The organism is Streptomyces sp. NBC_01622, assembly GCF_045209635.1.
Classification (GTDB): Bacteria; Actinomycetota; Actinomycetes; order Streptomycetales; family Streptomycetaceae; genus Streptomyces.
In genome coordinates this window covers 6,979,641-7,004,040 of record NZ_CP109293.1, presented here as the reverse complement: position 1 = coordinate 7,004,040, position 24,400 = coordinate 6,979,641, and the positions used below count along the sequence as shown (strand labels likewise).

Annotated in this window: 26 protein-coding genes; 8 read left to right on the top strand and 18 right to left on the bottom strand. The window is 70.1% G+C overall.

Features of this window, described 5'->3' with window-relative positions:
- Positions 1-74: 74 nt before the first annotated feature.
- Together OH768_RS32305 and OH768_RS32300 are read right to left on the bottom strand one after the other, a co-directional pair.
- Positions 75-491, bottom strand: a complete 417-nt coding sequence (locus tag OH768_RS32305; RefSeq protein ID WP_406459452.1) for a nuclear transport factor 2 family protein — start codon at positions 489-491, stop codon at positions 75-77.
- A gap of 120 nt (positions 492-611) precedes the next feature.
- The gene (locus OH768_RS32300) at positions 612-1,058 is read right to left on the bottom strand and encodes an Rrf2 family transcriptional regulator (RefSeq protein WP_406459450.1); all 447 of its coding nucleotides are present in this window, start codon (positions 1,056-1,058) and stop codon (positions 612-614) included.
- A 163-nt stretch (positions 1,059-1,221) separates the two neighbouring features.
- Here OH768_RS32300 and OH768_RS32295 point away from each other — a divergent pair, with 163 nt between their 5' ends.
- Positions 1,222-1,920, top strand: a complete 699-nt coding sequence (locus OH768_RS32295; protein ID WP_406459448.1) for an SDR family NAD(P)-dependent oxidoreductase — start codon at positions 1,222-1,224, stop codon at positions 1,918-1,920.
- 101 nt (positions 1,921-2,021) lie between these two features.
- Here OH768_RS32295 and OH768_RS32290 read toward each other — a convergent pair whose 3' ends face one another.
- Positions 2,022-2,774: an MBL fold metallo-hydrolase gene (locus OH768_RS32290; protein ID WP_406459446.1), complete on the bottom strand. Its 753-nt coding sequence runs from the start codon at positions 2,772-2,774 to the stop codon at positions 2,022-2,024.
- Between the two features lie 215 nt (positions 2,775-2,989).
- Here OH768_RS32290 and OH768_RS32285 point away from each other — a divergent pair, with 215 nt between their 5' ends.
- Complete coding sequence (locus tag OH768_RS32285) at positions 2,990-3,415, top strand: type II toxin-antitoxin system PemK/MazF family toxin (RefSeq protein WP_406459444.1); 426 nt, start codon at positions 2,990-2,992, stop codon at positions 3,413-3,415.
- A gap of 90 nt (positions 3,416-3,505) precedes the next feature.
- Positions 3,506-4,330 (top strand): hypothetical protein, encoded by an 825-nt coding sequence (locus tag OH768_RS32280; RefSeq protein ID WP_406459442.1) that lies wholly within the window; start codon positions 3,506-3,508, stop codon positions 4,328-4,330.
- Here the strand turns inward: OH768_RS32280 and OH768_RS32275 are convergent.
- From OH768_RS32275 to clpS, 8 genes are all read right to left on the bottom strand, one after another.
- Complete coding sequence (locus OH768_RS32275) at positions 4,309-5,259, bottom strand: PLP-dependent cysteine synthase family protein (RefSeq protein ID WP_406459440.1); 951 nt, start codon at positions 5,257-5,259, stop codon at positions 4,309-4,311. The genes OH768_RS32280 and OH768_RS32275 overlap by 22 nt on opposite strands.
- A 6-nt stretch (positions 5,260-5,265) precedes the next feature.
- Positions 5,266-5,544, bottom strand: coding sequence for a MoaD/ThiS family protein (locus OH768_RS32270; protein ID WP_019065920.1), 279 nt, complete (start codon positions 5,542-5,544; stop codon positions 5,266-5,268).
- Between the two features lie 98 nt (positions 5,545-5,642).
- Complete coding sequence (locus tag OH768_RS32265) at positions 5,643-5,738, bottom strand: putative leader peptide (RefSeq protein WP_310873142.1); 96 nt, start codon at positions 5,736-5,738, stop codon at positions 5,643-5,645.
- Between the two features lie 88 nt (positions 5,739-5,826).
- Positions 5,827-6,870: a LacI family DNA-binding transcriptional regulator gene (locus OH768_RS32260; RefSeq protein ID WP_406465530.1), complete on the bottom strand. Its 1,044-nt coding sequence runs from the start codon at positions 6,868-6,870 to the stop codon at positions 5,827-5,829.
- Between the two features lie 35 nt (positions 6,871-6,905).
- The gene (locus OH768_RS32255) at positions 6,906-7,334 is read right to left on the bottom strand and encodes a Mov34/MPN/PAD-1 family protein (RefSeq protein WP_406459437.1); all 429 of its coding nucleotides are present in this window, start codon (positions 7,332-7,334) and stop codon (positions 6,906-6,908) included.
- A gap of 77 nt (positions 7,335-7,411) precedes the next feature.
- Positions 7,412-8,836, bottom strand: a complete 1,425-nt coding sequence (locus OH768_RS32250; RefSeq protein ID WP_406459435.1) for an amino acid permease — start codon at positions 8,834-8,836, stop codon at positions 7,412-7,414.
- Between the two features lie 279 nt (positions 8,837-9,115).
- On the bottom strand, positions 9,116-9,721 hold the full coding sequence (locus tag OH768_RS32245) for a DUF2017 domain-containing protein (protein WP_406459433.1): 606 nt from the start codon (positions 9,719-9,721) through the stop codon (positions 9,116-9,118).
- Between the two features lie 12 nt (positions 9,722-9,733).
- Positions 9,734-10,051, bottom strand: a complete 318-nt coding sequence (gene clpS / locus OH768_RS32240; RefSeq protein WP_359607561.1) for an ATP-dependent Clp protease adapter ClpS — start codon at positions 10,049-10,051, stop codon at positions 9,734-9,736.
- Between the two features lie 160 nt (positions 10,052-10,211).
- Here clpS and OH768_RS32235 point away from each other — a divergent pair, with 160 nt between their 5' ends.
- Positions 10,212-11,558: a nicotinate phosphoribosyltransferase gene (locus tag OH768_RS32235; protein WP_406459431.1), complete on the top strand. Its 1,347-nt coding sequence runs from the start codon at positions 10,212-10,214 to the stop codon at positions 11,556-11,558.
- Between the two features lie 115 nt (positions 11,559-11,673).
- On the top strand, positions 11,674-12,258 hold the full coding sequence (locus tag OH768_RS32230) for an isochorismatase family protein (RefSeq protein WP_359607557.1): 585 nt from the start codon (positions 11,674-11,676) through the stop codon (positions 12,256-12,258).
- 227 nt (positions 12,259-12,485) lie between these two features.
- Here OH768_RS32230 and OH768_RS32225 read toward each other — a convergent pair whose 3' ends face one another.
- Complete coding sequence (locus OH768_RS32225; protein ID WP_406465528.1) at positions 12,486-12,833, bottom strand: hypothetical protein; 348 nt, start codon at positions 12,831-12,833, stop codon at positions 12,486-12,488.
- Positions 12,834-12,968: 135 nt separating this feature from the next.
- The gene (locus OH768_RS32220; protein ID WP_406459428.1) at positions 12,969-15,311 is read right to left on the bottom strand and encodes an immune inhibitor A domain-containing protein; all 2,343 of its coding nucleotides are present in this window, start codon (positions 15,309-15,311) and stop codon (positions 12,969-12,971) included.
- A 433-nt stretch (positions 15,312-15,744) separates the two neighbouring features.
- Here OH768_RS32220 and OH768_RS32215 point away from each other — a divergent pair, with 433 nt between their 5' ends.
- Positions 15,745-16,074, top strand: a complete 330-nt coding sequence (locus OH768_RS32215; protein ID WP_406459426.1) for a hypothetical protein — start codon at positions 15,745-15,747, stop codon at positions 16,072-16,074.
- 105 nt (positions 16,075-16,179) lie between these two features.
- Here the strand turns inward: OH768_RS32215 and OH768_RS32210 are convergent, their stop codons facing one another.
- Both OH768_RS32210 and OH768_RS32205 read right to left on the bottom strand, forming a co-directional pair.
- On the bottom strand, positions 16,180-16,818 hold the full coding sequence (locus tag OH768_RS32210) for an RDD family protein (protein ID WP_406459424.1): 639 nt from the start codon (positions 16,816-16,818) through the stop codon (positions 16,180-16,182).
- Positions 16,819-16,908: 90 nt separating this feature from the next.
- Positions 16,909-18,504 (bottom strand): RDD family protein, encoded by a 1,596-nt coding sequence (locus tag OH768_RS32205; RefSeq protein WP_406459422.1) that lies wholly within the window; start codon positions 18,502-18,504, stop codon positions 16,909-16,911.
- A gap of 264 nt (positions 18,505-18,768) precedes the next feature.
- Here OH768_RS32205 and OH768_RS32200 point away from each other — a divergent pair, with 264 nt between their 5' ends.
- Positions 18,769-19,242 carry an SsgA family sporulation/cell division regulator gene (locus OH768_RS32200; protein WP_406459420.1) on the top strand — a complete coding sequence of 158 codons (474 nt, stop codon included), beginning with the start codon at positions 18,769-18,771 and terminating at the stop codon, positions 19,240-19,242.
- 13 nt (positions 19,243-19,255) lie between these two features.
- Here OH768_RS32200 and OH768_RS32195 read toward each other — a convergent pair whose 3' ends face one another.
- Entirely contained in the window at positions 19,256-20,662 is a 1,407-nt protein-coding gene (locus OH768_RS32195) for an FAD-binding oxidoreductase (RefSeq protein ID WP_406459418.1), read from the bottom strand.
- Between the two features lie 92 nt (positions 20,663-20,754).
- Here OH768_RS32195 and OH768_RS32190 point away from each other — a divergent pair, with 92 nt between their 5' ends.
- The gene (locus tag OH768_RS32190) at positions 20,755-22,236 is read left to right on the top strand and encodes a tetratricopeptide repeat protein (protein WP_406459416.1); all 1,482 of its coding nucleotides are present in this window, start codon (positions 20,755-20,757) and stop codon (positions 22,234-22,236) included.
- A 16-nt stretch (positions 22,237-22,252) separates the two neighbouring features.
- Here OH768_RS32190 and OH768_RS32185 read toward each other — a convergent pair whose 3' ends face one another.
- Both OH768_RS32185 and hppD read right to left on the bottom strand, forming a co-directional pair.
- Positions 22,253-23,119: a Teichoic acid biosynthesis protein C (Precursor) gene (locus tag OH768_RS32185; protein ID WP_406459414.1), complete on the bottom strand. Its 867-nt coding sequence runs from the start codon at positions 23,117-23,119 to the stop codon at positions 22,253-22,255.
- A 32-nt stretch (positions 23,120-23,151) separates the two neighbouring features.
- Complete coding sequence (gene hppD, locus OH768_RS32180) at positions 23,152-24,306, bottom strand: 4-hydroxyphenylpyruvate dioxygenase (protein ID WP_406459412.1); 1,155 nt, start codon at positions 24,304-24,306, stop codon at positions 23,152-23,154.
- Positions 24,307-24,400: the final 94 nt, after the last annotated feature.

Below are 24,400 nucleotides of genomic sequence, written 5' to 3'. Positions count from 1 at the left end.
GTAATTGCTTGCCCGAGCAACAATAGGCTTGTTTAGTTGCCCAGGCAAGCAGTTCGACATAAGGGGGCGTGCGATCAGAAGCTGTCGCCGCCGAGCGCCTCCAGGAAGACCTTCGGGTTCCAGTACTCCCGGTAGTTGAGGAGGAGTCCGTCGCGGAAGGTCGCGAAGGTCGCGTAACTCATGTTGTAGGGATTGCCGTTGGACACCACGCTGCCGATCACGCTCCACTCCGCGATCGCCACGTTCTCGTCGGCGGTCGGATAGAGGCGAACCGAGGGGATCTCGCTGATGTCGATGAGGTCGGGGTAGCCGCGCAGGTACTCGTAGAGCGCCTCGCGCCCCTCGATCCGGGCCGGCGTTCCCTCCGGGGCGAACGGGAATTCGGCTACGACGTCGTCGGCGCACAGGTCCGTCCAGGCCTTCATGTCCTTGGCGAGGAAGGTGTCGAAGGTATGCCGTAGCAGGTCGACGGCCGAGGGGGTGCTGCTCATCGTGTGCTCCTGTCGTGAGTGACGTCCGCCCTGGGTGACGGACGCTTCGACATTAGCACTGTGTAAGCGACACAGCGACACTTATCTTCGGAAGATGCCGCGGGTCACCCCGTCGGGCGGTCACCATTCGAGCGGCATCGTGAAGTTCCCGAGGCGGGCGACCTCGTCGGCGATCTCCGCGATCGTGGTGTGGTCCAACTCCGCCTCGAAGGCCTCGCGGGCGCGGGTCAGCGCGGGCTGGAGACCGCCAACGATGTTGCTGCCGACCGCGCAGTCCGGCGGCGGCGGGGTGCGGTGCAGGGTGAACAGCCGGGTGTCCTCCACCGCCCGGTACACCTCCAGGAGCCGGATCTCCTCGGCCGGCCTGGCCAGCAACGCGCCGCCGCCCGCGCCGAGTTGGGACCTGGTGAGGCCGGCGGCGCTCAGCCGGGACAGCAGGCCGCGGATCACCACGGGGCTGGTGTTGGCCGAGTGGGCGAGGTCCTCGGAGCGCAGCGGTTTGTCGCCGCTGACCGCGAGGGCGACCAGGGCGTGGACGGCGACGACGAAGCGACTGCTGGTGGGCATCGCGCTCCCGGAGCGTGTAAGAGTGACGGTTACACGTACCACTATGCCGCAGCGACGACTTGCCGTGCGCCCGTCGACCGGCGCACAATTTGCTTGCCTGAGCAATGAGCGCTCCTTCAATGCCCTCAATGCCCTCAATGCTGCGACGCAGGAGATGAGAACCATGGCTGATGTCCCGACGGCACGGGTCGCGGTGGTGACCGGCGGAGCCGGCGCGATCGGCGGTGCGATCGCCCGTGAACTCGCCCGGCTCGGACACCAGGTCGTCGTCCTGGACCGGACCGGAGACGTCGTATGCGATCTCGCCTCGGAGGAGGACGTACGGCGGGCCGCCGCGGAAATCCTGGGGCGGTACGGCCGGGTCGACGTGCTCGTGCACTCGGCCGCCGCGGCCGACCCGCTGGAGTGGGAGACCACCGGCCTCGCCGACTGGCGGCGGATCCAGGCCGTCAACGTCGAGTCGGTCCTGCTGCTGGCGCAGGCCTTCGTGCCCGGGATGCGGGAGCGCGGGTTCGGCCGGATCGTGCTCATCACCTCCGACACCGTGTGGCGGCCACCGAGCCCCGACCTGCTCGGCTACATCACCAGCAAGGGGGCGCTCACCGCCTTCGCGCGCACCCTGGCCGCCGCGCTGGGCAAGGACGGAATCGCCGTGACGTCCGTCGCCCCGGGGCTCACCCGCACCCCGGCGACCGCCTACCAGCCGGACGAGGCCTTCGACGCGGCCCTGGCCACCCAGGCACTCCCCCGCCCCCTCGTCCCCGACGACGTAGCCGCGACCGTGGGTTTCCTGACGGGCGACTCCGCCGAGGCGCTGACCGGCCAGGTCCTGACGGTGGACGGCGGCAGCCTGCTGCGCTGAGCGGAGCGGAATGCCGAAGGCCCCCGCCGCCGGGAGAACGGGCTACGGGGGCCTTGCGGTACAGGTGCGTGAGGCGGGTCGAATCTGCCGCGCCGCCGACTTCAGATCTCGTACGACGCCCTCGGCGCCGCCAGTTCCACCGGGCCGGCGAAGAACCCGCGTGCGTCGGCCAGGTTGGCCTGGGGGTCGGTCCACGGGGGGATGTGGGTCAGGACCAGGCGCCGGGCTCCCGCCCTGGTCGCCGCCTCGCCCGCCTCGCGGCCGTTGAGGTGGAGGTCGGGGATGTTCTCCTTGCCGTGGGTGAACGCGGCCTCGCACAGGAACAGGTCGGTGTCCCGGGCGAGTTCCTCCAGGGATTGACTCACGCCCGTGTCACCGGAGTAGGTGAGGGACCGGCCGCCGTGCTCGACGCGGATGGCGTAGGACTCGACGGGGTGGCGGACCCGCTCGGTGTGCACGGTGAAGGGGCCGACGTCGAACGTGGACGGCTTCACCGTGTGGAAGTCGAAGACCTCGCTCATCGAGGAGGCGGTGGGGGTGTCGCCGTAGGCCGTGGTGAGGCGGTGCTCGGTGCCCTCGGGGCCGTAGACCGGGATGGGGTCGCAACGGCCGCCGTCGTGGCGGTAGTAGCGTGCGACGAAGTACGCGCACATGTCGATGCAGTGGTCGGCGTGCAGATGGCTGAGGAAGATCGCGTCGAGGTCGTAGAGACCGCAGTGGCGCTGCAGCTCGCCAAGGGCGCCGTTGCCCATGTCGAGGAGCAGCCGGAAGCCGTCGGCCTCTACGAGGTAGCTCGAACAGGCCGATTCCACGGACGGGAACGACCCCGAGCAGCCGACGACGGTGAGCTTCATAAAGCAGAAACCTCCGCTGGCGGATAACTTCTGGAGTTGGGGGACGGGGGTCGTGCGGTCCGTCGAGCGTAAGGCGCAAAAGGACCGGTCGCTCCTCCGCCAAGGGCCGTTGTGGGGGAACTCACCTGTGGTGTCACCGGTTCGGCTGGAACCGGGGCGTGTGGGGTGTACGAGAGGGCGCGCGGCCGGGATTGCGCGCCGGTAGCGTCGTCCCCATGGACAGATTCTGGTGGCTCGCGCTCGCGGCGGTGATGTTGCTGGCGCTGGTCGCCACGCTCGTCGACGGGTGGGGGCGGGGGCGCCGGCCCGCACGGAAGGTGCGGGGGGATCGGCCGCAGCCCGCCGAGATCTGGTGGGCGAACGTCCCCTACGAGGATCAGCCGGGGGCGGCGAAAGACCGGCCGTGTCTGGTGCTCGCGGTGCGCAGGCGGACGGCGACGGTCGCGAAGATCACCAGCAAGTACCGCGACGAGCGGGGCGGGGTGATCGCGCTGCCACCGGGGTCGGTCGGGGACGCGCAGGAGCGGGCGAGCTACCTGGAGACCGACGAGCTGCGGTCCGTGCCGGTGGCCGATTTCCGGCGGCGGGTGGGGGTCGCGGACCCGGTTCTGTGGGATCAGGTCCGGCATCTCGCCCGGTAGGCGTGTGATGCGCAACAGCCGCTGAATCCATGGCAATTGGGGTTGGTGTACGCAGGCGTCGAGCGCCGGTGTGCGGGGAAACTGACCTGTATGACGGACTGGCTCATACTCGCGGGTTGCTTCGTGATCGCGGTCACGGCGTGGCTTCTCGACGACAAGGTGCGCGGTGCCGCCGCCGATCGCCGTCTGGAGGCGTTCGTGGCCGAGGACCGGAACGGCGCAGTCGTAGAACCGCATGTCGTGGAGCGGCTCGGTCCGCCGGCCCTCGGCGTGCTGAACGGCCAGGACCAGTGGGCGGTGAAACAGGGGGTGGTGGCCAGGCTGGTGGCCGAGGGGGCGCTGCGCCGGACGTCACCCGACAGATCCGGCCAGAAGCGCTGGATGTCCGGCGGCAGGTTGCCCGAGGACGCCGACGACTTCGAACGCGAACTGTGGACCGAGGCGCTGCCGCCGCATGTGCGCAACCCGGCCTACTCCCCCGGCCAGAGCGAGGGCGAGTACCTGTGGGCGCTGCGGGCGCCGAACGCCTGGCGGCATCTGGAGGCGGCGGAGGCGCGGCTGCTCGGTGAGGGCTGCGCCCGGCGTCCGTTCGAGACCGTTCCCGGCCAGCCGCGGCTCCGGGGCTGGTGGTCGACGATCGCCGCCGCCGCTGCGGTGCCGGCGGTGACCCTGCTGGTCCTCGACCATGCCTGGATCCGGACCGTGCCGGCGTTCGGCATCGGGGCGGTGGCGCTGAAGTCGGCGTTCCCCGACGGCCCGGCCATGCCGCGGCGGTCGCGCTCTTCGGCACCGCGGTGCTCGACCGCGTCGACGACCGGATCATGGCCGACTGGTCCCCGCCGGCACCGGAGTTCGCCGACGGCCCCGGGGAGTGACTGCCCGGGGCGCGGGCGTCAGGCCCAGAGTTGCCCCTGAAGGGTCGCGATCGCTTCCTCGGTCGTCGCCGCCGTGTACACGCCCGTCGACAGGTACTTCCAGCCGCCGTCCGCCACCACGAACGCGATGTCCGCGCTCTCCCCCGCCGCTACGGCCTTCCTGCCCACGCCGATCGCCGCGTGCAGGGCCGCGCCGGTGGAGACGCCGGCGAAGATGCCCTCCTGCTGGAGGAGTTCGCGGGTGCGGGTGACCGCGTCGGCCGAGCCGACCGAGAAGCGGGTGGTGAGGACGGAGGCGTCGTAGAGCTCGGGGACGAAGCCCTCGTCGAGGTTGCGGAGGCCGTAGACGAGGTCGTCGTAGCGCGGCTCGGCGGCGACGATCTTGACGTCCGGCTTGTGTTCGCGGAGGTAGCGGCCGACTCCCATCAGGGTGCCGGTCGTGCCCAGGCCTGCCACGAAGTGGGTGATGGAGGGGAGGTCGGTGAGGATCTCCGGGCCCGTGGTGGCGTAGTGGGCGCCCGCGTTGTCCGGGTTGCCGTACTGGTAGAGCATGACCCAGTCGGGGTGTTCGGCGGAGAGCTCCTTGGCCACGCGTACGGCCGTGTTGGAGCCGCCGGCCGCGGGGCTGGGGATGATCTCGGCGCCCCACATGCCGAGCAGTTCACGGCGTTCCTGCGAGGTGTTCTCGGGCATCACGCAGACCATGCGGTAGCCCTTGAGCTTCGCGGCCATCGCGAGCGAGATTCCGGTGTTGCCCGAGGTCGGCTCCAGGATCGTGCAACCGGGGGTGAGGCGGCCGTCCTTCTCCGCCTGTTCGATCATGTGCAGGGCCGGGCGGTCCTTGACGGAGCCGGTCGGGTTGCGGTCCTCCAGCTTGGCCCAGATACGGACGTCGTTGGACGGCGAGAGCCGCGGCAGGCGCACCAGAGGGGTGTTGCCCACCGCGGCCAGCGGGGAGTCGTAGCGCATCGAGGATCAGGCCATACCGCCGGCCACGGCCGGCAGGATCGTGACGCTGTCGCCGTCGGTCAGCTTGGTGTTGATGCCGTCGAGGAAGCGGACGTCCTCGTCGTTCAGGTAGACGTTGACGAAGCGGCGCAGTTCGCCGCCGTCGACGATGCGGGCCTGGATGCCCGCGTGCCGGGTCTCGAGGTCGGCGAAGAGCGCGGCGAGGTTCTCACCGGCACCCTCGACGGCCTTCTCGCCGCCGGTGTAGGTGCGGAGGATGGTGGGGATGCGGACCTCGATGGCCATGGCAAGGGGCTCCTGTCGGAAGCGGGAGGGGTCGTCTGGTGTCGGTGGGCACACGTCTGCTTGCCGCGGCGCACGGCCTGTACGGCGACAGCGCGCTGTCAACAGATGGCGCTGTTCAGCCTGCACAGGTCGACGTGCAGCCGCGCCACGAGCAGCGTGCCCGGCGCCTTTTCGCTCACGTCGAGAAGAACCATGGGCTCATCGTATCGATTCCCGGTCCGGGCCCCGGTAGGCGATCTCACAATTCGGACGAAATTCATTCGGGGGCTGAGACGGCGCAGCTCAGGCGGACTGCCGTACGACAAGCCGGGTGGGCACGATCGCCGACGGCAGGTCCTGCCCGGAGTGCTGTTCGGTGCGGTCGAACAGCAGCCGGGCCAGCAGGCGGCCCATCTCGGCGACGTCCTGGTGAACAGTGGTCAGGGGCGGGTCGGTCGACTCGGAGATGGAGACGAGGTCGTCGAAGCCGACCACGGCCACGTCCCGCGGGACCCGGCGTCCGCGTTCGCGCAGGGTCTGGAGGGCGCCGGAGGCCATGAGGTCGGAGGCGACGAAGACGGCGTCGAGGTCCGGATGGCGGTCGAGCAGCGCGGCCATCGCGTCGGCGCCGCCCTGCCGGGTGTAGTCGGCGCGTTCGACCAGGTGGGGCGCGGTGTCCGGGAGGGCGTCCCGGTAGCCGGCGAGCCGGTCGGCGGCCGAGTGCTCCTGGTCGTAGGGGCCGGTGACGGTGGCGATGCGCTCGCGGCCGAGCGCGAGGAGGTGCCGGACGGCCTGGCGGGCGCCGCCCCGGTTGTCGCCGTCGACGTAGGCCTGGCCGCGCACGGGGTCACCGTCGCACAGGAGGGGACGGCCGCCGAAGACTGCGGGCAGGGCGAGCCTGTCGACCATCTCGGGCATCCGGTCACCGGGGCGCAGCGAGAAGAGGATCGCGCCGTCGACATGGCCGCCGCCGAGGTAGTCGGCCACGCGCGCGTAGTCGTCGGGTTCGTCCACGAACAGCAGGACGGCCTGGGCGCCGTGCCGGGCGAGTTCGCCCCGGATGCCGCGCAGCAGACAATCGAAGAACGGGTCCAGGAACAGCCGGTCCTCGGGCTGGGCCGCCACCACCGCGACGGCGCCGGTGCGGCGGGTGACCAGTTGCCGGGCCGCCTGGTTGGGGACGTAGCCCAGCGCGGAGATCGCCTCCCGGACCCGGACCGCGACCTCCGGACTCACCTTGGGCTCACCGTTGACCACCCGCGACACCGTGGACTTCGAGACCCCCGACCAGCGGGCGACATCCTCCAGCGTGGGGCGCCGTGCGTTCGACCGCTGCGTCAACACCATCTCCGTCACGGCGAGTTGGGCTGTTGCGTACGCGGTCAGTATGCCTCTACGACCTTGACGTCCTCCTCCGTGATCTCGCCCTCCACGATCCGGTAGGAGCGGAACTGGAAGGGGCCGGCGTCGTCGGTGTCGGCGGTGGAGACGAGGACGTAGTGGGCGCCGGGCTCGTTGGCGTAGGAGAGGTCGGTGCGGGAGGGGTAGGCCTCGGTCGCGGTGTGGGAGTGGTAGATGATCACCGGCTCCTCGTCGCGGTCGTCCATCTCGCGGTAGAGCTTCAGCAGGTCCTGCGAGTCGAACTCGTAGAACGTGGGCGAGCGGGCCGCGTTCAGCATCGGGATGAAGCGCTCGGGGCGGTCCGTGCCCGCCGGGCCCGCGACGACTCCGCACGCCTCGTCGGGGTGGTCCTCGCGCGCGTGGGCCACGATCTGGTCGAAGAGGGCCTGGGTGATGGTCAGGGTCGACATGGTCGTCAGGATAAGCAGAAGGGCCGCCGCGTACCGAGTGGTGGTACGGGGCGGCCCAGATGCCGGGACCGGACGGGTCAGCCGGCCTTCTCCAACTCCGGCTCGCGGCGCTCGGTGACCTGTGGGTTGCGGACCTTCAGGGCGATCCAGCCGCCGATCAGGGCGAAGGTCCAGCCCGCCATGACGTAGAGGCAGACGCGGGAGTCGGGGTCGTAGGCAATGAGGCCCGTGACGAAGAGGAGGAAGGCGATGGCCACGTAGGAGAACTTCGCGCCGCCCGGGGCCGGGAAGGACGAGGCCGGAAGGCGGCCCGCGTCGACCGCGCGGCGGTAGAGGACGTGGCTGATCAGGATCATCAGCCAGGTCCAGATGCCTGCGGCGGTGGCCACCGAGGTGACGTAGCCGAACGCCTTCTCCGGGACGACGTAGTTGAGGACCACGCCGATGCCCATGAAGGCGACGGAGACCGTGATGCCGAGGGCCGGGGTCTTGGACGCGGACAGCTTGCTGAAGGCCTTGGGGGCCTCGCCGTTGTCCGCGAGGGTGCGGAGCATGCGGCCCGTGGAGTACATGCCCGAGTTGCAGGAGGACAGGGCGGCCGTGAGGACGACGAAGTTGACGATGCCCGCGCCCGCCGGGATGCCGATCTTCGCGAAGGCCTCGACGAACGGGCTGACGCCGGGCGCGAATTCGGTCCACTTCACGACGCAGAGAATGACCGTGAGGGCGCCGACGTAGAAGAGGGCGATGCGCCAGGGGAGGGTGTTGATCGCCTTGGGGAGGATCTTCTCCGGGTTCTCGGACTCGCCCGCGGTGACGCCGACCAGTTCGACGGCGAGGTAGGCGAACATCACGCCCTGGAGGGTCATCAGGGAGGAGCCGATGCCCTTGGGGAAGAAGCCGTCGAACTGCCAGAGGTTGGCGACGGAGGCGGTGTCACCGGCGCTGCTGAAGCCGAAGGTGAGGACGCCCAGGCCGATCACGATCATGCCGATGAGGGCGGTGACCTTGACCATCGAGAACCAGAACTCGATCTCGCCGAAGAGCTTCACCGAGATCAGGTTGGCCACGAAGAGGATCACCAGGAAGGCGAGCGCCGTCACCCACTGGGAGACGGCCGGGAACCAGTAGTTGACGTAGATGGCGGCGGCCGTGAGTTCGGCCATGCCGGTGACCACCCACATCAGCCAGTACGTCCAGGCGGTGAAGTAGCCGAAGAACGGGCCGAGGAACTCGCGGGAGTACTCCGCGAAGGAGCCCGACACCGGGCGGTACAGGAGCAGTTCGCCCAGTGCCCGCATGATGAAGAAGATGATCACGCCGGCCAGGGCGTACATGAAGATGAGGCTGGGTCCCGCCTTGGCGATGTTCGCCCCGGCTCCCAGGAACAGTCCGACGCCGACGGCGCCGCCGATCGCGATCATCTGGACCTGACGACTGCCGAGCCCGCGCTCGTACCCCTCCTCGGGGGCCTTGTCCGTCTCGACCTGAGCGGAGGTCATGTGTGGTGCGCCTTTCTCCGAATCCCCCCATGGACTGGAGCTGCCCGGCCGAGGTCCGTCGGCCGCATGGCGAACCCGGCGGGACATGGGTGGCGTCCGCCGGGTGGTCGTGAAGATCTATCACGGTCGCAATTGTGATCGACGGTGACGTTTATGACGCACACCACAGGAAGAAGCGGACAAAAATGAGCGACGGCCAGCATTCCTGGCCGTCGCGGTGACGCGATCGTTATCCGGATTTGAGCGTCCGCTGAGCGAACGGAACGGGGTTTGCGGTGGTCAGCGCATCAAGGTCGTGACCAGGGTCTCCTGGAGACCGCCCAGCCAGAGGTACGCCATCACCATCGGCTTGCGCGGGTCCTCGTCGGGGAGGCGGTAGAGGTCGTCGGTGTCGTCCTCGTCGGTGATGTCGAGGCGTGAACCGATCGCCAGGCGCAGGTCGTTGAGGGAGCCGAGCCACTGGCGGGACTCCTCGACGGTCAGCTTGAGGACCGCGCCGCCGTCGCCGCCGGGGGTGAGCGAGTCGAGGGCACGGATCACCGCGAGGGCGTTCTCGCGCTTGCCGGCCCTGAGGTCGTTCTCGGTGAAGCGGCGGAACTCGGCGGAGTGCGCGAGCTTCTCCTCGGCGTCCTGCGGGGAGTCGGGGGCCTGCTCCGGGTCGGTGTAGGCGTCCGGGAACAGGCGCCTGAGCACCGGGTCCGTGGGCGGTTCGCTCGGGCCCTCGGCGAAGAGTTCCGCGAGGGGGTCGTCGGGGGCGCCCTCGCCCGGGCCCGGGCCGATCAGCTCCAGGAGCTGGACGGCCAGTGACCGGATGATGGAGATCTCGACGTCGTCGAGCGCGACGGCGGCACCGCCGCCGCGGAGTGGTTCGAAGTGTCCTGGCATCGGGATGGGTCGCTACTTCCGGTCCTGCTGGAGGGTGGCCCACAGACCGTAGCCGTGCATGGCCTGCACGTCGCGTTCCATCTCCTCGCGGCTTCCGCTGGAGACGACCGCGCGGCCCTTGTGGTGGACGTCCATCATGAGCTTGTGGGCCTTGTCCTTGGAGTAGCCGAAGTACGTCTGGAAGACGTACGCGACGTAGCTCATGAGGTTGACCGGGTCGTTGTGCACGATCGTGACCCAGGGGACATCCGGCTCGGGTACGGCGAAGACCTCCTCCGCCGACTCGGTGCGTTCGATCTCCAGGGGTGCGGGTGACGTCACACGGCCCATGCTGCCACCACAAGGGGGCCTCCGCACAAATGGACCCCACAAATCGTCAGAGTGACGAGATGGGAGTACCATCCATCGTCATGCGGCACACACCGGGGGACAACCCCCGGACCCCCGGCGGACCTCGGGGGACCCGGAAAATCACGACCAGGAGAGTTCAGTGGACGTAGCGGACCTTGGGCTGCCGGTGGACGTTCCCTCGACGGCGCTCTTCACCGACCACTACGAGCTGACGATGCTGCAGGCCGCCCTCAAAGCGGGTACGGCCGACCGGCGTTCGGTCTTCGAGTGCTTCACCCGGAGGCTGCCCGAGGGCCGCCGCTACGGCGTCGTGGCGGGCACCGGACGCGTCCTGGACGCGGTGGAGAACTTCCGCTTCGACGCGGACGTCCTCGGCTTCCTGCGCGAGCGGAACGTCGTCAACGAGGAGACCCTGGCGTGGCTCGCCGCCTACCGCTTCAGCGGTGACGTCTGGGGCTACCCGGAGGGCGAGGTGTACTTCCCGGGCTCGCCGATCATGCGCGTCGAGGGCTCCTTCGCCGAGTGCGTGCTGCTGGAGACCGTGATCCTCTCCATCCTCAACCACGACTCCGCGATCGCCGCCGCAGCCTCCCGCATGGCTTCCGCCGCCGGGGACCGCCCGCTGATCGAGATGGGCGCCCGCCGCACCCACGAACTGGCCGCCGTCGCCGCCTCGCGCGCCGCCTACGTCGGCGGTTTCGCCACCACCTCCGACCTCGCGGCCGGCTTCCGCTACGGCATCCCCACGGTCGGCACCGCCGCGCACGCCTTCACCCTGCTCCACGACAACGAACGCGACGCGTTCCAGGCCCAGGTGGACTCGCTCGGCCGCAACACCACCCTGCTCGTCGACACCTACGACGTCACCGAGGCCGTCCGTACGGCGGTCGAGGTCGCCGGGCCCGAACTGGGCGCCGTCCGCATCGACTCCGGCGACCTGCTGCTCGTCGCGCACCGGGTGCGGCAGCAGCTGGACGAACTCGGCGCCGTCAACACGAAGATCATCGTGACCTCCGACCTCGACGAGTACGCCATCGCCTCACTGGCGGCGGCGCCCGTGGACGCGTACGGCGTCGGCACCCAGCTGGTGACCGGCTCCGGGCACCCGACCTGCTCCATGGTCTACAAACTGGTCGCCCGCGCCGAGTCCGCCGACCCGAAGGCGCCGCTGGTGCCGGTCGCGAAGAAGTCCAGCGGCGGCAAGACGTCCATCGGCGGGCGCAAGTGGGCCGCGCGGCGGCTGGACGCCGACGGGATCGCGGAGGCCGAGGTGATAGGCACCGGGCCCGTCCCCGCCGAACTGGCCGACCGCCAGCTGCTCGTCGAGCTGGTCAAGGGCGGCGAGGTCGTGGCCCGCGAACCGCTGGACGTCGTACGGGACCGGCATGCCGTCGCCCGGGGCAACCTGCCGTTGTCGGCGACCCAGTTGTCACGCGGGGAGGCCGTCATTCCTACGGAGTACGTCCAACTGCGCTCGGGTAGTTAAGACCCGCCACTTACGACCCGCAAGTTAAGACCAGTACGAAAATCAGGAGTGCGCCCTCCCGCGGTGGCGCCGAAGTCTCTAGGCTCGAATCTCACTCTCCGCGAAGGACACCACCATGCGCCGCGCCTTGATCGTCGTTGACGTGCAGAACGACTTCTGCGAAGGAGGAAGTCTCGCGGTGGCCGGTGGTGCCGACGTGGCCGCCGCCGTGACCGAGCTGATCGGGCAGGCACCCGCCGGCTACCGGCATGTCGTGGCCACCCGCGACCACCACATCGCGCCCGGCGGCCACTTCGCCGACAACCCCGACTACGCCCACTCCTGGCCCGCGCACTGTGTCGCGGGCACGGAGGGCGTCGGCTTCCATCCGAACTTCGCGCCCGCGGTCGCCTCCGGCGCGATCGACGCGGTTTTCGACAAGGGGGCGTATGCGGCGGCGTACAGCGGGTTCGAGGGGCGGGACGAGAACGGGGTGTCGCTGGGCGACTGGTTGCGGGCGCGGGAGATCGACGAGGTGGATGTCGTCGGGATCGCGACGGACCACTGCGTGAAGGCGACCGCGTTGGACTCGGTGCGGGAGGGGTTTCGTACGCAGGTGTTGCTTGACCTGACGGCTGGGGTGGCGAAGGAGTCCACCGACCGGGCGTTGGAGGAGCTGCGCTCGGCCGGGGTGGAGTTGACGGGGAAGCCGGTCGTCTAGCAGTTCTTTGTCCGCGGGCCCGGTGGGGGCTGGTCGCGCCCACGCGGCGGAGCCGCATATCGATACAGTCCCGCGCCCCTGAAGGGGCGCTGCAGCCGCCGCCCCTTACGCAGGCGCGCGGGCCTTCGCAACAGTGCCCTGAGCATTGTCAGGGGCCTCGTGCCCCGTTAGGGGCGCGGGGAACTGCGCGGCCAGCCCCCACCGGCCCGCAGACAACGCACAACCCCTCAGGCCGCCGCCGGAGGCCTCCGCAGCAGCGCCCGGATCGGATGCCACAGCTCCTGCGGCAGCTCCGCGCCCGGGACCACGACAGCGTTGTCAGGAGCCGTACGCCATATCAGCCCGTCGGGGTGGTGCAGGACCGCGGTGATCTCGTCCGGGGTCGGTGGGGCCGCGTTGCCGCGCAGGTAGACGGCCCGCATTCCGAGGTTGCGGAGCCGGGTCAGGGCCCGGGCGCGGTTGCGGGCGTGGACGAGCACGCGGACGCAGCCGTCGCCCTGGGTGGTGGGTCTTGGCAGGTTCAACGCCACCACCACGCTGCCTGTGGGCAGCTTGCAGAAACCTCCTGCGGACAATGCGGTCACACCCCCTGGCGGGTCGAATTCGATGTCGGTGTCAATAAGCCAAGCACAGGACGCACCTAAACACGGATCGGCGGCGACCCGCCAGGGGGTCGCCGCCGACACGTCTCTGACCTGCGATTTTACCGACTACTTCACCGAGGGGCCGATCTGGACGCTGATCGTCGAGCCGTTCAGCGGCTCCTTGACGATCTTGATCCGGGTGTTGGTGTCAGTGATCTTGACACCGGCCGTCGGGTTCGACGTGTCGTAGTAGGTCGACTTGCCGTCGTCGAAGACGGGGACGCCGGGCTGCGACTTGACCTTGGTCGCGACGTCCGCGTTGTGCAGCGTCATCGAGTCCGTCCGGTACAGGCTGAACGGCGAGTCGTAGGCCTGGACGCGGTTGCGCATCAGGGTGCCGTTGGACCACTTCAGCTGCGCCGGGTGGGAGTCGACCGGCAGGATCAGCCCCTCACCGGCGTGCGCGCTGGTGTTGTCGTCCGCCTGCGAGGTGTCCCACTTCCAGATCAACAGGCCGTTCTGGTAGGCGTAGTGCTCCACCCAGTCCGGACGGGTCGTCGAGAAGCCGAAGTTGTACGGGCCGACCTTCAACACCTTGTCGTACGACACGTACTGGCGGTTCTCGGCGATGTAGTACTGCGCGTAGTCGTCCGTGAAGGACGCGCCGATGCGCGAGAAGCCCTTCGCCGTCCAGGCCGCGTCCGCGGACTCGGCGTTGTCGGAGAAGAGGGCGCCGCCGTCGGCGGTCACCGTGATCTCGTCGGCCGCGAAGCCCTTCTGGGCCACGCCGCTGTCCGTCTGGTAGCGGAAGCGGACGTCGATCTTCTGGCCCGCGTAGGCGTCCAGCGGGTACGTCAGCTTCTGGTACGCGGCCGCCGTGCCGGTGAGGGCGGGGTTGCCGCTGCCGTCACGCGGGATGGCGGAGCCGTCGGCCAGCTTGCCGTCGATCGGGGTCCAGGTGGCGCCGCCGTCCTTCGACACCTCGGTGTAGAGGTAGTCGTAGCCCTGCTCGGCGTCGTACCAGCCGTCCAGCGTGAGCGCGGCCGACGACTTGCCGGTCAAGTCCACTGTCCGGGAAAGGGTGTTGCTCAGGTCGTTGCCGCTGCCGCTCCACCACTGCGTGGCACCCTGCGCCGGGGTGACCACCTCGGTGGTGACCGCCTTCTCCGGCAACTGCACCACCAGCGCCTGCGGGTTCTTGGTGTTGTACTCCGCGACGCCCAGCGTGTGGTTGGACTTGGTGCCGGCCTTGGCCACGTCGTAGTCCAGCCAGCCCAGTTGGAGCTTGTCCCAGGCGTTCATGTCGCCGGGCAGGTCGCCGATGGCCTCCTTGCCCGTGCCGAGCCAGGAGCCGGACGACATCAGCGTCCAGAAGCCGGTGGAGTTCTCGCCGCCCGCGGTGTCGTACTCGTCGGGCAGGCCGAGGTCGTGGCCGTACTCGTGGGCGTAGACGCCGAGTCCGCCGTTCTCCGGCTGGATCGTGTAGTCGCCGACCCAGACGCCGGTGTCGCCGACCTGGGTGCCGCCGAGCTTGTTGGTGTCCGGCCCGGTGGAGCCGGCGTCGGTACCGAAGGCGTACCAGCGGTGGGCCCAGATCGCGTCCTCGCCCTGCGCGCCGCCGCCGGCGGACTCGTCCTCGCCGGCGTGCACGATCTGGAAGTGGTCGATGTAGCCGTCGGGCTCGTTGAAGTTGCCGTCGCCGTCGTAGTCGTAGCGGTCCCACTGGTCGAACTGGGCCAGCTCCGTCTTGATCTCGGCGGCCGTGTCACCGGCGGCCTCGCGCTGGGCGACCCAGGCGTTGACGCCGTCCTGGACCGCGTACCAGGCGCCGGTGGAGGCCTTGTTGGAGCCGTAACGGGCCTCGTTGTAGGGGACCTTGACCCAGTCGGTGACCTCGCCGTCGACCGAGTAGCGGCCCGAGGACTGCTTCTCGTAGTACTTCTTGAGCGACTCGGTGTTCTTGCCGGTGCCGAAGTACAGGTCCTGGAAGTGCGCCTGGTTGTAATCCGCCTGCCAGGCCGTGGAGTTGTCCTTGGTGCGGTCCGGCGCGGCTATCTGGTTGTGCAGCGGGCCGGTGGTGCCGCCGTAGCGGCTGTCGACCTGGTCGCCGAACTCGACCAGGATCGTGAAGATCTTGTCGGTCTTCTCCCGGCTCAGTTCGACGTACTTGCTCTTGCCGCCCTTGCTCTTGAGCTGGACGACCTTCGAGCCGTTGCGGTCCTTGACGGACGCCTTGCCGGCTATGACCTCGTTGAGGGCCTCCTGGCGCTGCGCGTCCTGCGTCTTGCTCAGCGGGCCGTCGAGGTCGTGCTCCTTCTGCGCGACCGGCGCGGGGTCGTGCCGGTCGACGGCGGCGGACTTGGCCGAGGTGTTGGCCTCCGCCACGGCGAACGTCGAGAACGTGGCGGTGGCCGCCGCGAGGGCGACACCTGTCGCGGCCGCTCTGAACGTCCAGGGTCTGCTGGTCACTTGATGTCCTCCCCTGCGTACCCGACCGCGCGGAAGGGGGGTCCTGGAAGTCATGGAAGGTCCGCGCGCGGTGTACGCGTGATAGTCAAGTGACGTTATTTGACTAGAGGTTTACGAGAAAAGACAGATCTTGACTTGAGCAGGACAAGTGCACTATGCGAAGCCGGGGTCCGCTTTACGGACACCCGCGGCCCACTCGTGGATCGCTCAACAGGCGCGTACATCCGTCCACTTCGTGGACGGTATGACTCCGTGCGCCCCCCATGCTCCGGAGCTGTGTGTTAGGTCATGCTTACTGCTCGTTCCACTCGGGCATGCAGGCGAATAGAGTCGATTGGCGGATCGCCCGGAACCGGCGGAAAGCCAGGCCGACATCCTTGTCGCACCCCCCTTTCACAGCTCCCCTCCATCGCCTAACGAGGACTCGATTGCCATGCCTCGTCCGACCGCCGCACAGCTCGCCTACGGTTCGTTCACCGTGATCTTCTCGACGCTCGCCATGCTGCTGCTGTCACAGACGAGTTCGGGTCTGGGGATCGCGGTCGTCGCCTTCGCGGCGCTCGCCCTCGGGCTGCTCGTCTCCCTGACGGTGCCACAGCCCAAGACCCGCACCGCAGCCGCAGCCCGTGCGGCGGCCGAGGCCGCGCCCGCGCCCGCCCCGGCGGTCGTTCCGCAGCGCAGGCGGGTGCCGGTGCGGCGGGAGACCGTGTCCGCCGCCGCCGTCTCGTCGGCGGAGCCGGTACGGGAGCGGAGCACTCCCTAGACCAAGCACAAGCCCAAGCACAGGCTCAACCACGCGAATCGGCGGGTCCGTTGACGACGGACCCGCCGATTCGCTGTGTACGCCCGGGTGTTGCCCCCGGTCACCTCAACGCGTGCTGACCACCACGGTCTTGGCGGCCTTGTCGTGCAGGCCCTGCTTGTACGGCTTGTCGAAGTAGCTCCAACCGCCGCAGATCACCGTCCAGATGCAGGCGCAGCAGAACGCGAAGGGGATCCACAGCACCGCCGCGCGGATCAGATTGGTCTGCACGGAGGGCGTCGCCCCGTTGTCGAGGTTGGCCACCCGCAGGCCCAGCCACTTCTTGCCCAGCGTCTGGCCCGACTTGGAAAGCATCACGGTGTCGTAGCCCATGTACAGCACGGCCGCGGTGAGCGACTGCCCGAGCGACTTGGCGTACGACACGTGGTCGGAGTTCAGGTCGTACTCGTGCACGCCGAAGGCCCAGGTGAGCAGCCAGACGAGGATGCCGACGAGGATCATGTCGATGATCCGGGCGAGGGTGCGCCGGCCGCTGTCGGCGAGCGGGGGCATGCCGGCGAGGGGGTCGGTGGGGTAGGAGCCGCCGCCGTAGGGAGGCGGTTCACTGCCGAAGGGCGGCGGCTGACTGCCGTACGGCGGCGGGTCGTACGGTGAGCCCGATCCCTGGCCAGGAGGGGGCTGCTTCCTGAACGGGTCGTCTTCCGGCGGCTGCCGGCCGGAGCCCGGAGGCGGTTCGGTACTCATGGGCCCGAGTGGACCGCGAACACCACGGCTCCGCATCCGGCGAGCGGCCGTCCGGGGTACGGAATCAGGTACCCCGGATGCCGTACCCCGCTATCCCGCTACGAACGTATGTGCTGCCTTGTCGTGCCAGCACTGGTGCCAGGGCCGGTCGAAGAGGCACCAGGCGACACCGACGATCCCGATGCCGAGCAGGCCCGGGACGCTGTAGACCAGCCAGCGGCGCAGCGCCCCGCCGAAGCCCGGCGGCTCGTGGCTCTCGATGCCGCGCACCTCCAGACCGCAGAGCTTCTTGCCCAGGGTGCGGCCCCACTTGGCGGTCGGCAGCGCCTCGTAGAGGACGCCGAAGAGGAGGAGTACGGCGAGGACGATGCCGAGGTAGACGGCCGTGGTGCCGTCCAGCAGCCAGACCGTTTCGGCGCGGCCGGAGAGCTTGGCCGCGTCGATCTTCTCGTTGACGTGGTCGGCCGCCCTGGCACCGAGCGGCACGGCGGCCACGGCGGTGACCGCGCCGAGCACGACGGTGTCGACGAGCCGCGCCAGCAGCCGCTTGCCGAGCCCCGCGGGCCGGGCCGCCGACTGCCGCCGGGCCGCCGCCTGGAACACGTCCTCCACGGGCGGCTTCCAGGGCGCCACGGGCCCGTCCTCGTCCCCGGCCAGCCGGTGCACCTGCTGCGCCCAGGAGGGCTGCCCGCCACCGGAGCCGGTGGCCATGGGCATGCCTACGGCCGCCTGCGGCTGCTGCACCGGACCGGACTGCTGGGGGACGCCGGGGGCGGGCTGCGGGGGGCCGGAGAGGTCCGTGGAAGCGGCGGGTGCGGGGCCGGGCGCCCCGGTGCCGGCGGGCGTCCCCGTGCCGGTGCCTGCCTGGCCCGCCTGGGCTGCGGCGGCACGCGCGGCGGCGGCCTTTCCGGCACCGAAGCCGGGACCGGAGGGGTCGGCGGACGGGGAGTTCCCGCCGGGCGCCTGGCCACCGGCGGCGGAGCCGGTGCCGACGGGCCCGTAGCCACCGGCGGCCGAACCGGAGCCGCCCGGGCCCTGCGGGCCGAAGCCGCCGGCCCCCGGGCCGGCCCCCGGTGAACCCTGCGGGCCGTACCCCCCGGCGGCGGAGCCGGTCCCGGCAGAGCCCCGGGCGCCGTCGTCCCCGGCCGCGGCGGAGCCCTGTGCGCCGAAGTCGCCTGCGGCCCCCGCCGACGCGCCGCCCGCGTTCCCCGTGCCCCCGCCCGGCTCCCCGCCCTGTCGGGGGGTGCGCGGGGTGGGGCGGCGGAAAGTCGTCGTGCCCTCGTCGGGGGTGTCCGGGCCCGGGGTCTGGCGGCGGAAGACGAAGGTGCCCGGGTTGGGCGGTTCCTCCGGTTGGGAGGGGACCCTCGGGTCCGGGGCGCCCCAGGAGACGTGGCGGTCCTGGGCGCCGCCGAAACCGCTCTGGTGGGCGCGGTCCGCGCCCCAGGCCGAGGCCGGCTCGGGGTGGGCCGGCGCGGGGTCCTCGTCGAAGAAGTGCGGTCCGGTCTCCTCGACGGACGGGCCCGCGCCGGGCGCGGCGGGCGACAGCCCGTCCGACGGCGCCGGGCGGCTGGTGCCGGGCACCCAGGCCGTGCCGTTCCAGTACCGGACGTATCCAGGAATGGACGGGTCCGGGTAGTACCCCTCGCGGGGCCTGTCGTCACCGGGTGCCGGCGTTGGGGCGCTCATGTCCGTCGTCCCGTATCTGCTCGGAGGTCAAATGGGGGTGTCCACATCTATCAGACCCGTGCGACCGCCACTGCCCGTCCCGCCGGACCCACTCCTTTCCGGGCAAGCTCGTGCACGGAGTCCACACGCCCCGAAGCCCCGCGAAGCCTTCGCGAAGCCGCACGGAAAAAAAGTTTCCCGAACCCGCGTAATGCTTCGGGCCGCACGCCCTCTCACTCGTACGGGCCCACCGCGGGGCCCCGTGCGCGAGAGAGGACACATGTCATGCACACAGTCGTAGAGCGGGAGTTGGAGCTGAAGCTGATCCTGTCGCCGGAACGGAGCATTCCCGTTCCGGCCCGGCTCAGCTACCGCACGGACGACCCGTACGCCGTCCACATCTGCTTCCACATCAACTCCGAGCACCCCGTGCACTGGACGTTCGCCCGTGAACTGCTTGTCGAGGGGGTGTTCCGGCCGTGCGGGCACGGGGATGTGCGGGTGTGGCCGACGAAGGTGGAGAAGCGCAGTGTCGTCCTGATGGCGCTGAGTTCACCCGATGGAGACGCTCTCCTGGAGGCCCCGGCGGCCCAGGTGTCGGCGTGGCTGGAGCGGACCCTGCGGGTGGTGCCCCCGGGCTCTGAGGCCGAGCAGTTCGGCATCGACGACGGCCTGGCCGAGCTGCTCGCACCGACCCCGGCCGACGACCTGTGGCTGCGCGACCCGTGGCCCTCGGACGAGTCGCGGGACGGGGAGTGAGGCGCAGGAAGGATCAGAAGAGCTTGCCCGGGTTGAGGATGCCCAGCGGGTCGAAGGTCGCCTTGACCGCCCGCTGCATCTCCACGCCCACCGGCCCGATCTCGCGGGCCAGCCACTCCTTCTTCAGGACGCCGACGCCGTGTTCGCCGGTGATGGTGCCGCCGAGTTCCAGGCCGAGGGCCATGATCTCGTCGAAGGACTCGCGGGCCCGCCGGGACTCGTCGGGGTCCTGTGCGTCGAAGCAGACGGTGGGATGGGTGTTGCCGTCGCCGGCGTGCGCGCAGACGCCGATCGTCAACTGGTACTTCTCCGCGATCCGTTCCACCCCTTCGAGCATCTCGCCGAGCCGCGACCGGGGCACGCACACGTCGTCGATCATCGTCGTGCCCTTGACCGCTTCGAGCGCGGTGAGCGACAACCGCCGTGCCTGGAGCAGCAGTTCGGACTCGGCCGCGTCCTCGGCGGGCACCACCTGGGTGGCCCCGGCCGCCTCGCAGAGGGCTCCTACGGCGGCCAGGTCGGCGGCGGGGTCCAAGGTGTCGAAGGCGGCCAGCAGCAGCGCCTCGGTGCTCTCCGGCAGTCCCATGTGAGCGAGGTCGTTGACGGCCTTGACGGTCGTACGGTCCATCAGTTCGAGGAGGGACGGCACGTGCCCGCCCTCCATGATCCGGCACACGGCGTCGCACGCGGCCGCCGCGGACCCGAACTCGGCCGCCAGCACCAGCTGCCCGGGCGGCTGCGGCTTCAGCGCCAGGACCGCCTTCACGACGATGCCGAGCGAGCCCTCGGAGCCGACGAACAGGCGGGTCAGGTCGTATCCGGCGACCCCCTTGGCCGTACGGCGCCCGGTGCTCATCAGCCGGCCGTCGGCGAGGACGACTTCCAGACCGAGGACGTACTCGGCCGTCACCCCGTACTTCACGCAGCACAGCCCGCCCGAGGCGGTGCCGATGTTGCCGCCGATGGTGCACATCTCCCAGCTGGAGGGGTCGGGCGGGTAGCAGAGGCCGTGTTCGTTGACCGCGCGGGAGAGGGTCGCGTTGATGACGCCCGGCTCGACGACAGCGATGCGGTCGACCGGGCTGATCTCCAGGATGCGGTCCATCTTGGTGAGGGAGAGCACGATGCAGCCCTCGGAGGCGTTCGCCGCGCCCGACAGGCCGGTGCGGGCGCCCTGCGGGACGACCGGGACGCGCAGTTCGGTGGCGACGCGCATCACGTGCTGGACCTGCTCGACCGTGCGCGGCAGCACGACGACGGCGGGGGTGCCGGACGGGCAGAAGCTCGCCATGTCGTTGGCGTACGAGACCGTGACGTCCGGGTCGGTGAGGACGGCCTCGGCGGGCAGACCGGTCAGCAGGCGGTCGAGAAGGGGTCCGGTGTCGTGGTCGCGAGGCGCTTCGATACGGCTCATGATCACAGCGTCGCACTCGCGGCCATCGGTGTGAACCCCGTCCGCGCGCGGCTTCGGCTGCCGGGGTGTGGTCGTCGTACTGACGCACAGTGAGCGCCATGGAGAACGAACAGCGGAGCCCGGGTACGTCCCTGGTGGCGGAGCCTCGCAGGCGCCGCTCCCCCGTTCTGCGGCGGGTGCTGATCGCCTCGGTCGCCGGGTGTGCCATGGTCGGCGGGCTGCTGTGGCTGCTGCCCGAGGAACCGCGTCCGGCGCCGCCGCCCGCGCCGGGACCCAAGGCGCAGGCGCTGACCGCCGTCACCGCGGGGGTGCCGGCGGCGCTGCCCGACCTGGCCGCGCTGATCGGCGACCGCGAGGCCCGGGTGCGGGTCCATCCACAGGACGCGCGGTCCTGGGCGGTGCTCGGGGTGGCCTATGTGGAGCAGGGGCGGCGGACCGGGGACGCCCTGTACTACCCGAAGGCCGACGACGCCCTCCACACCTCGCTGAAGGTCCGCGCGAAGGGGAACGACGCGAGCGCCGTGGCCCTCGACGGTCTGGCGGCGCTCGCGAACGAACGGCGCGACTTCCGGGCGGCCCGGACCTGGGGCGAGGCCGCGGTGAAGGCGGCGCCGAAGCGCTGGACGACGTATCCGCTGCTGATCGACGCGTACACCGGCCTCGGCGACTACAAGGCGACCCGGCGGACTCTCGAAAAGCTCCAGGAGCTGCACTCCGGGCCCGCCGTGATGGCGCGGGCCGCAGAGGTCTACCGCGACCGGGGCTGGCGCGAGGACGCCGCCGCCCAGCTCGCCGACGCGGCGGCAAGGGCGACCGCGCCCGCCGAACAGGCGGCCTGGTGGCAGCGGTCCGGTCAGCTGGCCTGGGAGCGCGGGGACCGGGAGGTGGCGCTGCGGCACTTCGAGGCGGCCGTACGGATCGATCCCGACCAGCGGGAGGCACTCGCCGGGGAGGGCCGGGCACTGGCGGCACTGGGCCGCACCTCGGAGGCGCTGAACGCCTACCAGGTCGCCCTAGCCAAGCAGCCGTCCCCCCAATACGCCCTGGAACTGGGCGAGTTGTACGAGTCGCTGGGCCTCACCCAGGCGGCCCGGGTGCAGTATGACACCCTGCGGACCCTGGTGACCCGCGACGCGGCGGGCGGCGTCGACGACGAGCTGGTGCTCGGCATGTTCGAGGCGGACCACGGGGACGCGCGGGATGCCGTACGGCGGCTGCGCGGTGAGTGGGCCCGGCAGCCGGGGATCCCGGTGGCGGACGCACTGGGGTGGGCACTGCACCGGGCCGGCCAGGACGCGGAGGCCCTGAAGTTCGCGTCGGCGGCGACGGACAAGGTGCACGGGGGCGGGGTGCGGGACGCGCTCTACGCGTTCCACCGGGGCATGATCGAGCGGGACTTGGACAAGACCGCCTCCGCGCGCCGCCATCTCCAGGAGGCGCTGCAGATCAACCCGTACTTCTCCCCACTACGAGTACCGGCGGCGCAGCAGGCGCTGGCGGCACTGGGCGAGCCGCCGGCCGAGCCCTTGCCCACGGACAAAGAAGCTCAGGACAAGGAGCCGCAGGAGAAGGCGGGTTGAGGTCTGGGGACCGTGCCTACGGCTTGTGGCAGAGGGAGAAGCGGCGTGCCCCGGGCTCTCCGGACGCGAAGCCGAGGCACAGGCGGGTGTCGGGCTTCGTGCGGACGGCGAGGCCCTCCGGTTCGCGGTAGGTGAGGGAGTAGCCGGCTTCCGTGCGGGACTGCTGGAGCAGTTCGCCGGTACGGATGTCGAGGCAGGAGACGTAGGTGTTGCCGTGTTTCGCGGGCGGGTTGGTGGTGGAGTCGTAGGCGGTTCCGGCCACTTGGTAGAGGTAGTCGCCGTCAAGGGCGTAGCCCTGGAACGGGATCGCCGGGTCCGGGTGGGCGCCGGTCTGGGGTATGTCGGCGAGTGGCGCGGAGTAGTCGCGGGCTACGAAGGCGTCCAAGTCCCAGACCCGGTACCGGGGTTTGTTCGCGACGCGGTAGCGGATGGCGATGCGGTTCGAGGTCATGCAGACCGTGGGCTGGTTGTTGGTGGAGTTCGCGATCGGCTTGCGGATCGCGACGTCGGCGGCGGTGCGGACCGCGCCGTTCGCGAAGTGGAAGCGGGTGACGGCCTGGCCGTAGGCGCCCCCGGAACCGGCCTTCGCGGCGGCCTCGGTCCAGATCCAGACGTCGCCGTCGGGCGTGTTCTGCACGCCCATGCCGACCCCGTGCCCGAAGCCCTGGAGGTGCATGTGGCCGAGCGACTTGCCTGTGTAGTCGAGCTGGTTGAGGCAGAGGTTGCCCGCGTCGGCGCCGCCCTGTCTCAACTGGAGGACGTACAGGCGCTGGTGGACTTCGTCGAGGGCGAACGACTGGAGGACCGTGGGTTCGTGCAGGGTGCCCTTCTCCCACAGCCAGCGTAGGGCCGGTGCGGTCAGGTCGATGGGCGCGTCGGCCACGGTCCTCCCAAGTCCCTTGCGGGACCCGTGAGTTACAGGTTGCCCCGCTTTTCCTGTTCCCGCTCGATCGCCTCGAACAGGGCCTTGAAGTTGCCCTTCCCGAAGCCCATCGAGCCGTGCCGTTCGATGAGTTCGAAGAACACCGTAGGACGGTCCTGGACCGGCTTGGTGAAGATCTGGAGAAGGTACCCGTCCTCGTCGCGGTCGGCGAGGATCTTCAGCTCGCGCAGGGTCTCGACGGGGACGCGGGTGTCGCCGACCCACTCGCCGAGGGTGTCGTAGTACGAGTCCGGGGTGTCGAGGAACTTGACCCCGGCCGCGCGCATGGTCCGTACCGTCCGCACGATGTCGTTGGTGTTGAGCGCGATGTGCTGGACGCCCGCGCCGCCGTAGAACTCCAGGTACTCGTCGATCTGGGACTTCTTCTTGGCGACGGCCGGCTCGTTGATCGGGAACTTGACCTTCAGGGTGCCGTCGGCCACGACCTTCGACATCAGCGCGCTGTACTCGGTCGCGATGTCGTCGCCCACGAACTCCTTCATGTTCGTGAAGCCCATGACCTTGTTGTAGAAGCCGACCCACTCGTTCATGTGGCCGAGCTCGACGTTGCCGACGCAGTGGTCGATGGCCTGGAACGTGCGGTGGGCGGGCGCCTCGACGAGCGGGTCGGCGGGGGCGAAGCCGGGGAGGTACGGGCCGTCGTAGTCGACGCGCTCGACCAGGGTGTGACGGGTCTCGCCGTAGGTCGCGATGGCCGCGAGGACGACCGTGCCGTGCTCGTCCTTCAGGTCGTACGGCTCGGCGAGCGAGCGGGCGCCGTGCCCGACGGCGTAGGCGTGGGCGGCGCGCGCGTCCGGGACCTCGATGGCGAGGTCGACGACGCCGTCTCCGTGCTCGGCCACATGCCGGGTGAGGAACTCGCCCCAGGGTGTGGCGGGCTTGATCACGGAGGTGAACACGAAGCGGGCGGAGCCGTTGGTGAGGACGTACGAGGCGGTCTCGCGGCTGCCGTTCTCCGGTCCGGAGTAGGCGACCAGCGTCATACCGAAGGCCGTGGAGTAGTAGTGCGCCGCCTGCTTGGCGTTGCCCACGGCGAAGACGACCGCGTCCATTCCCTTGACCGGGAAGGGGTCGGCCTGCCGGGCGGTGTCGGGAGTGGGGTGAGTGTTCGCAGAGATGACAGCCATGAGCGCAGGCTCCCCCTCCCCGGCAAGGTGCGCAATAGTTTGCGTTTCCGCTGGGCAGCTTGTTCAGTGATACGACCGTTTAGGCGGCCTTTCT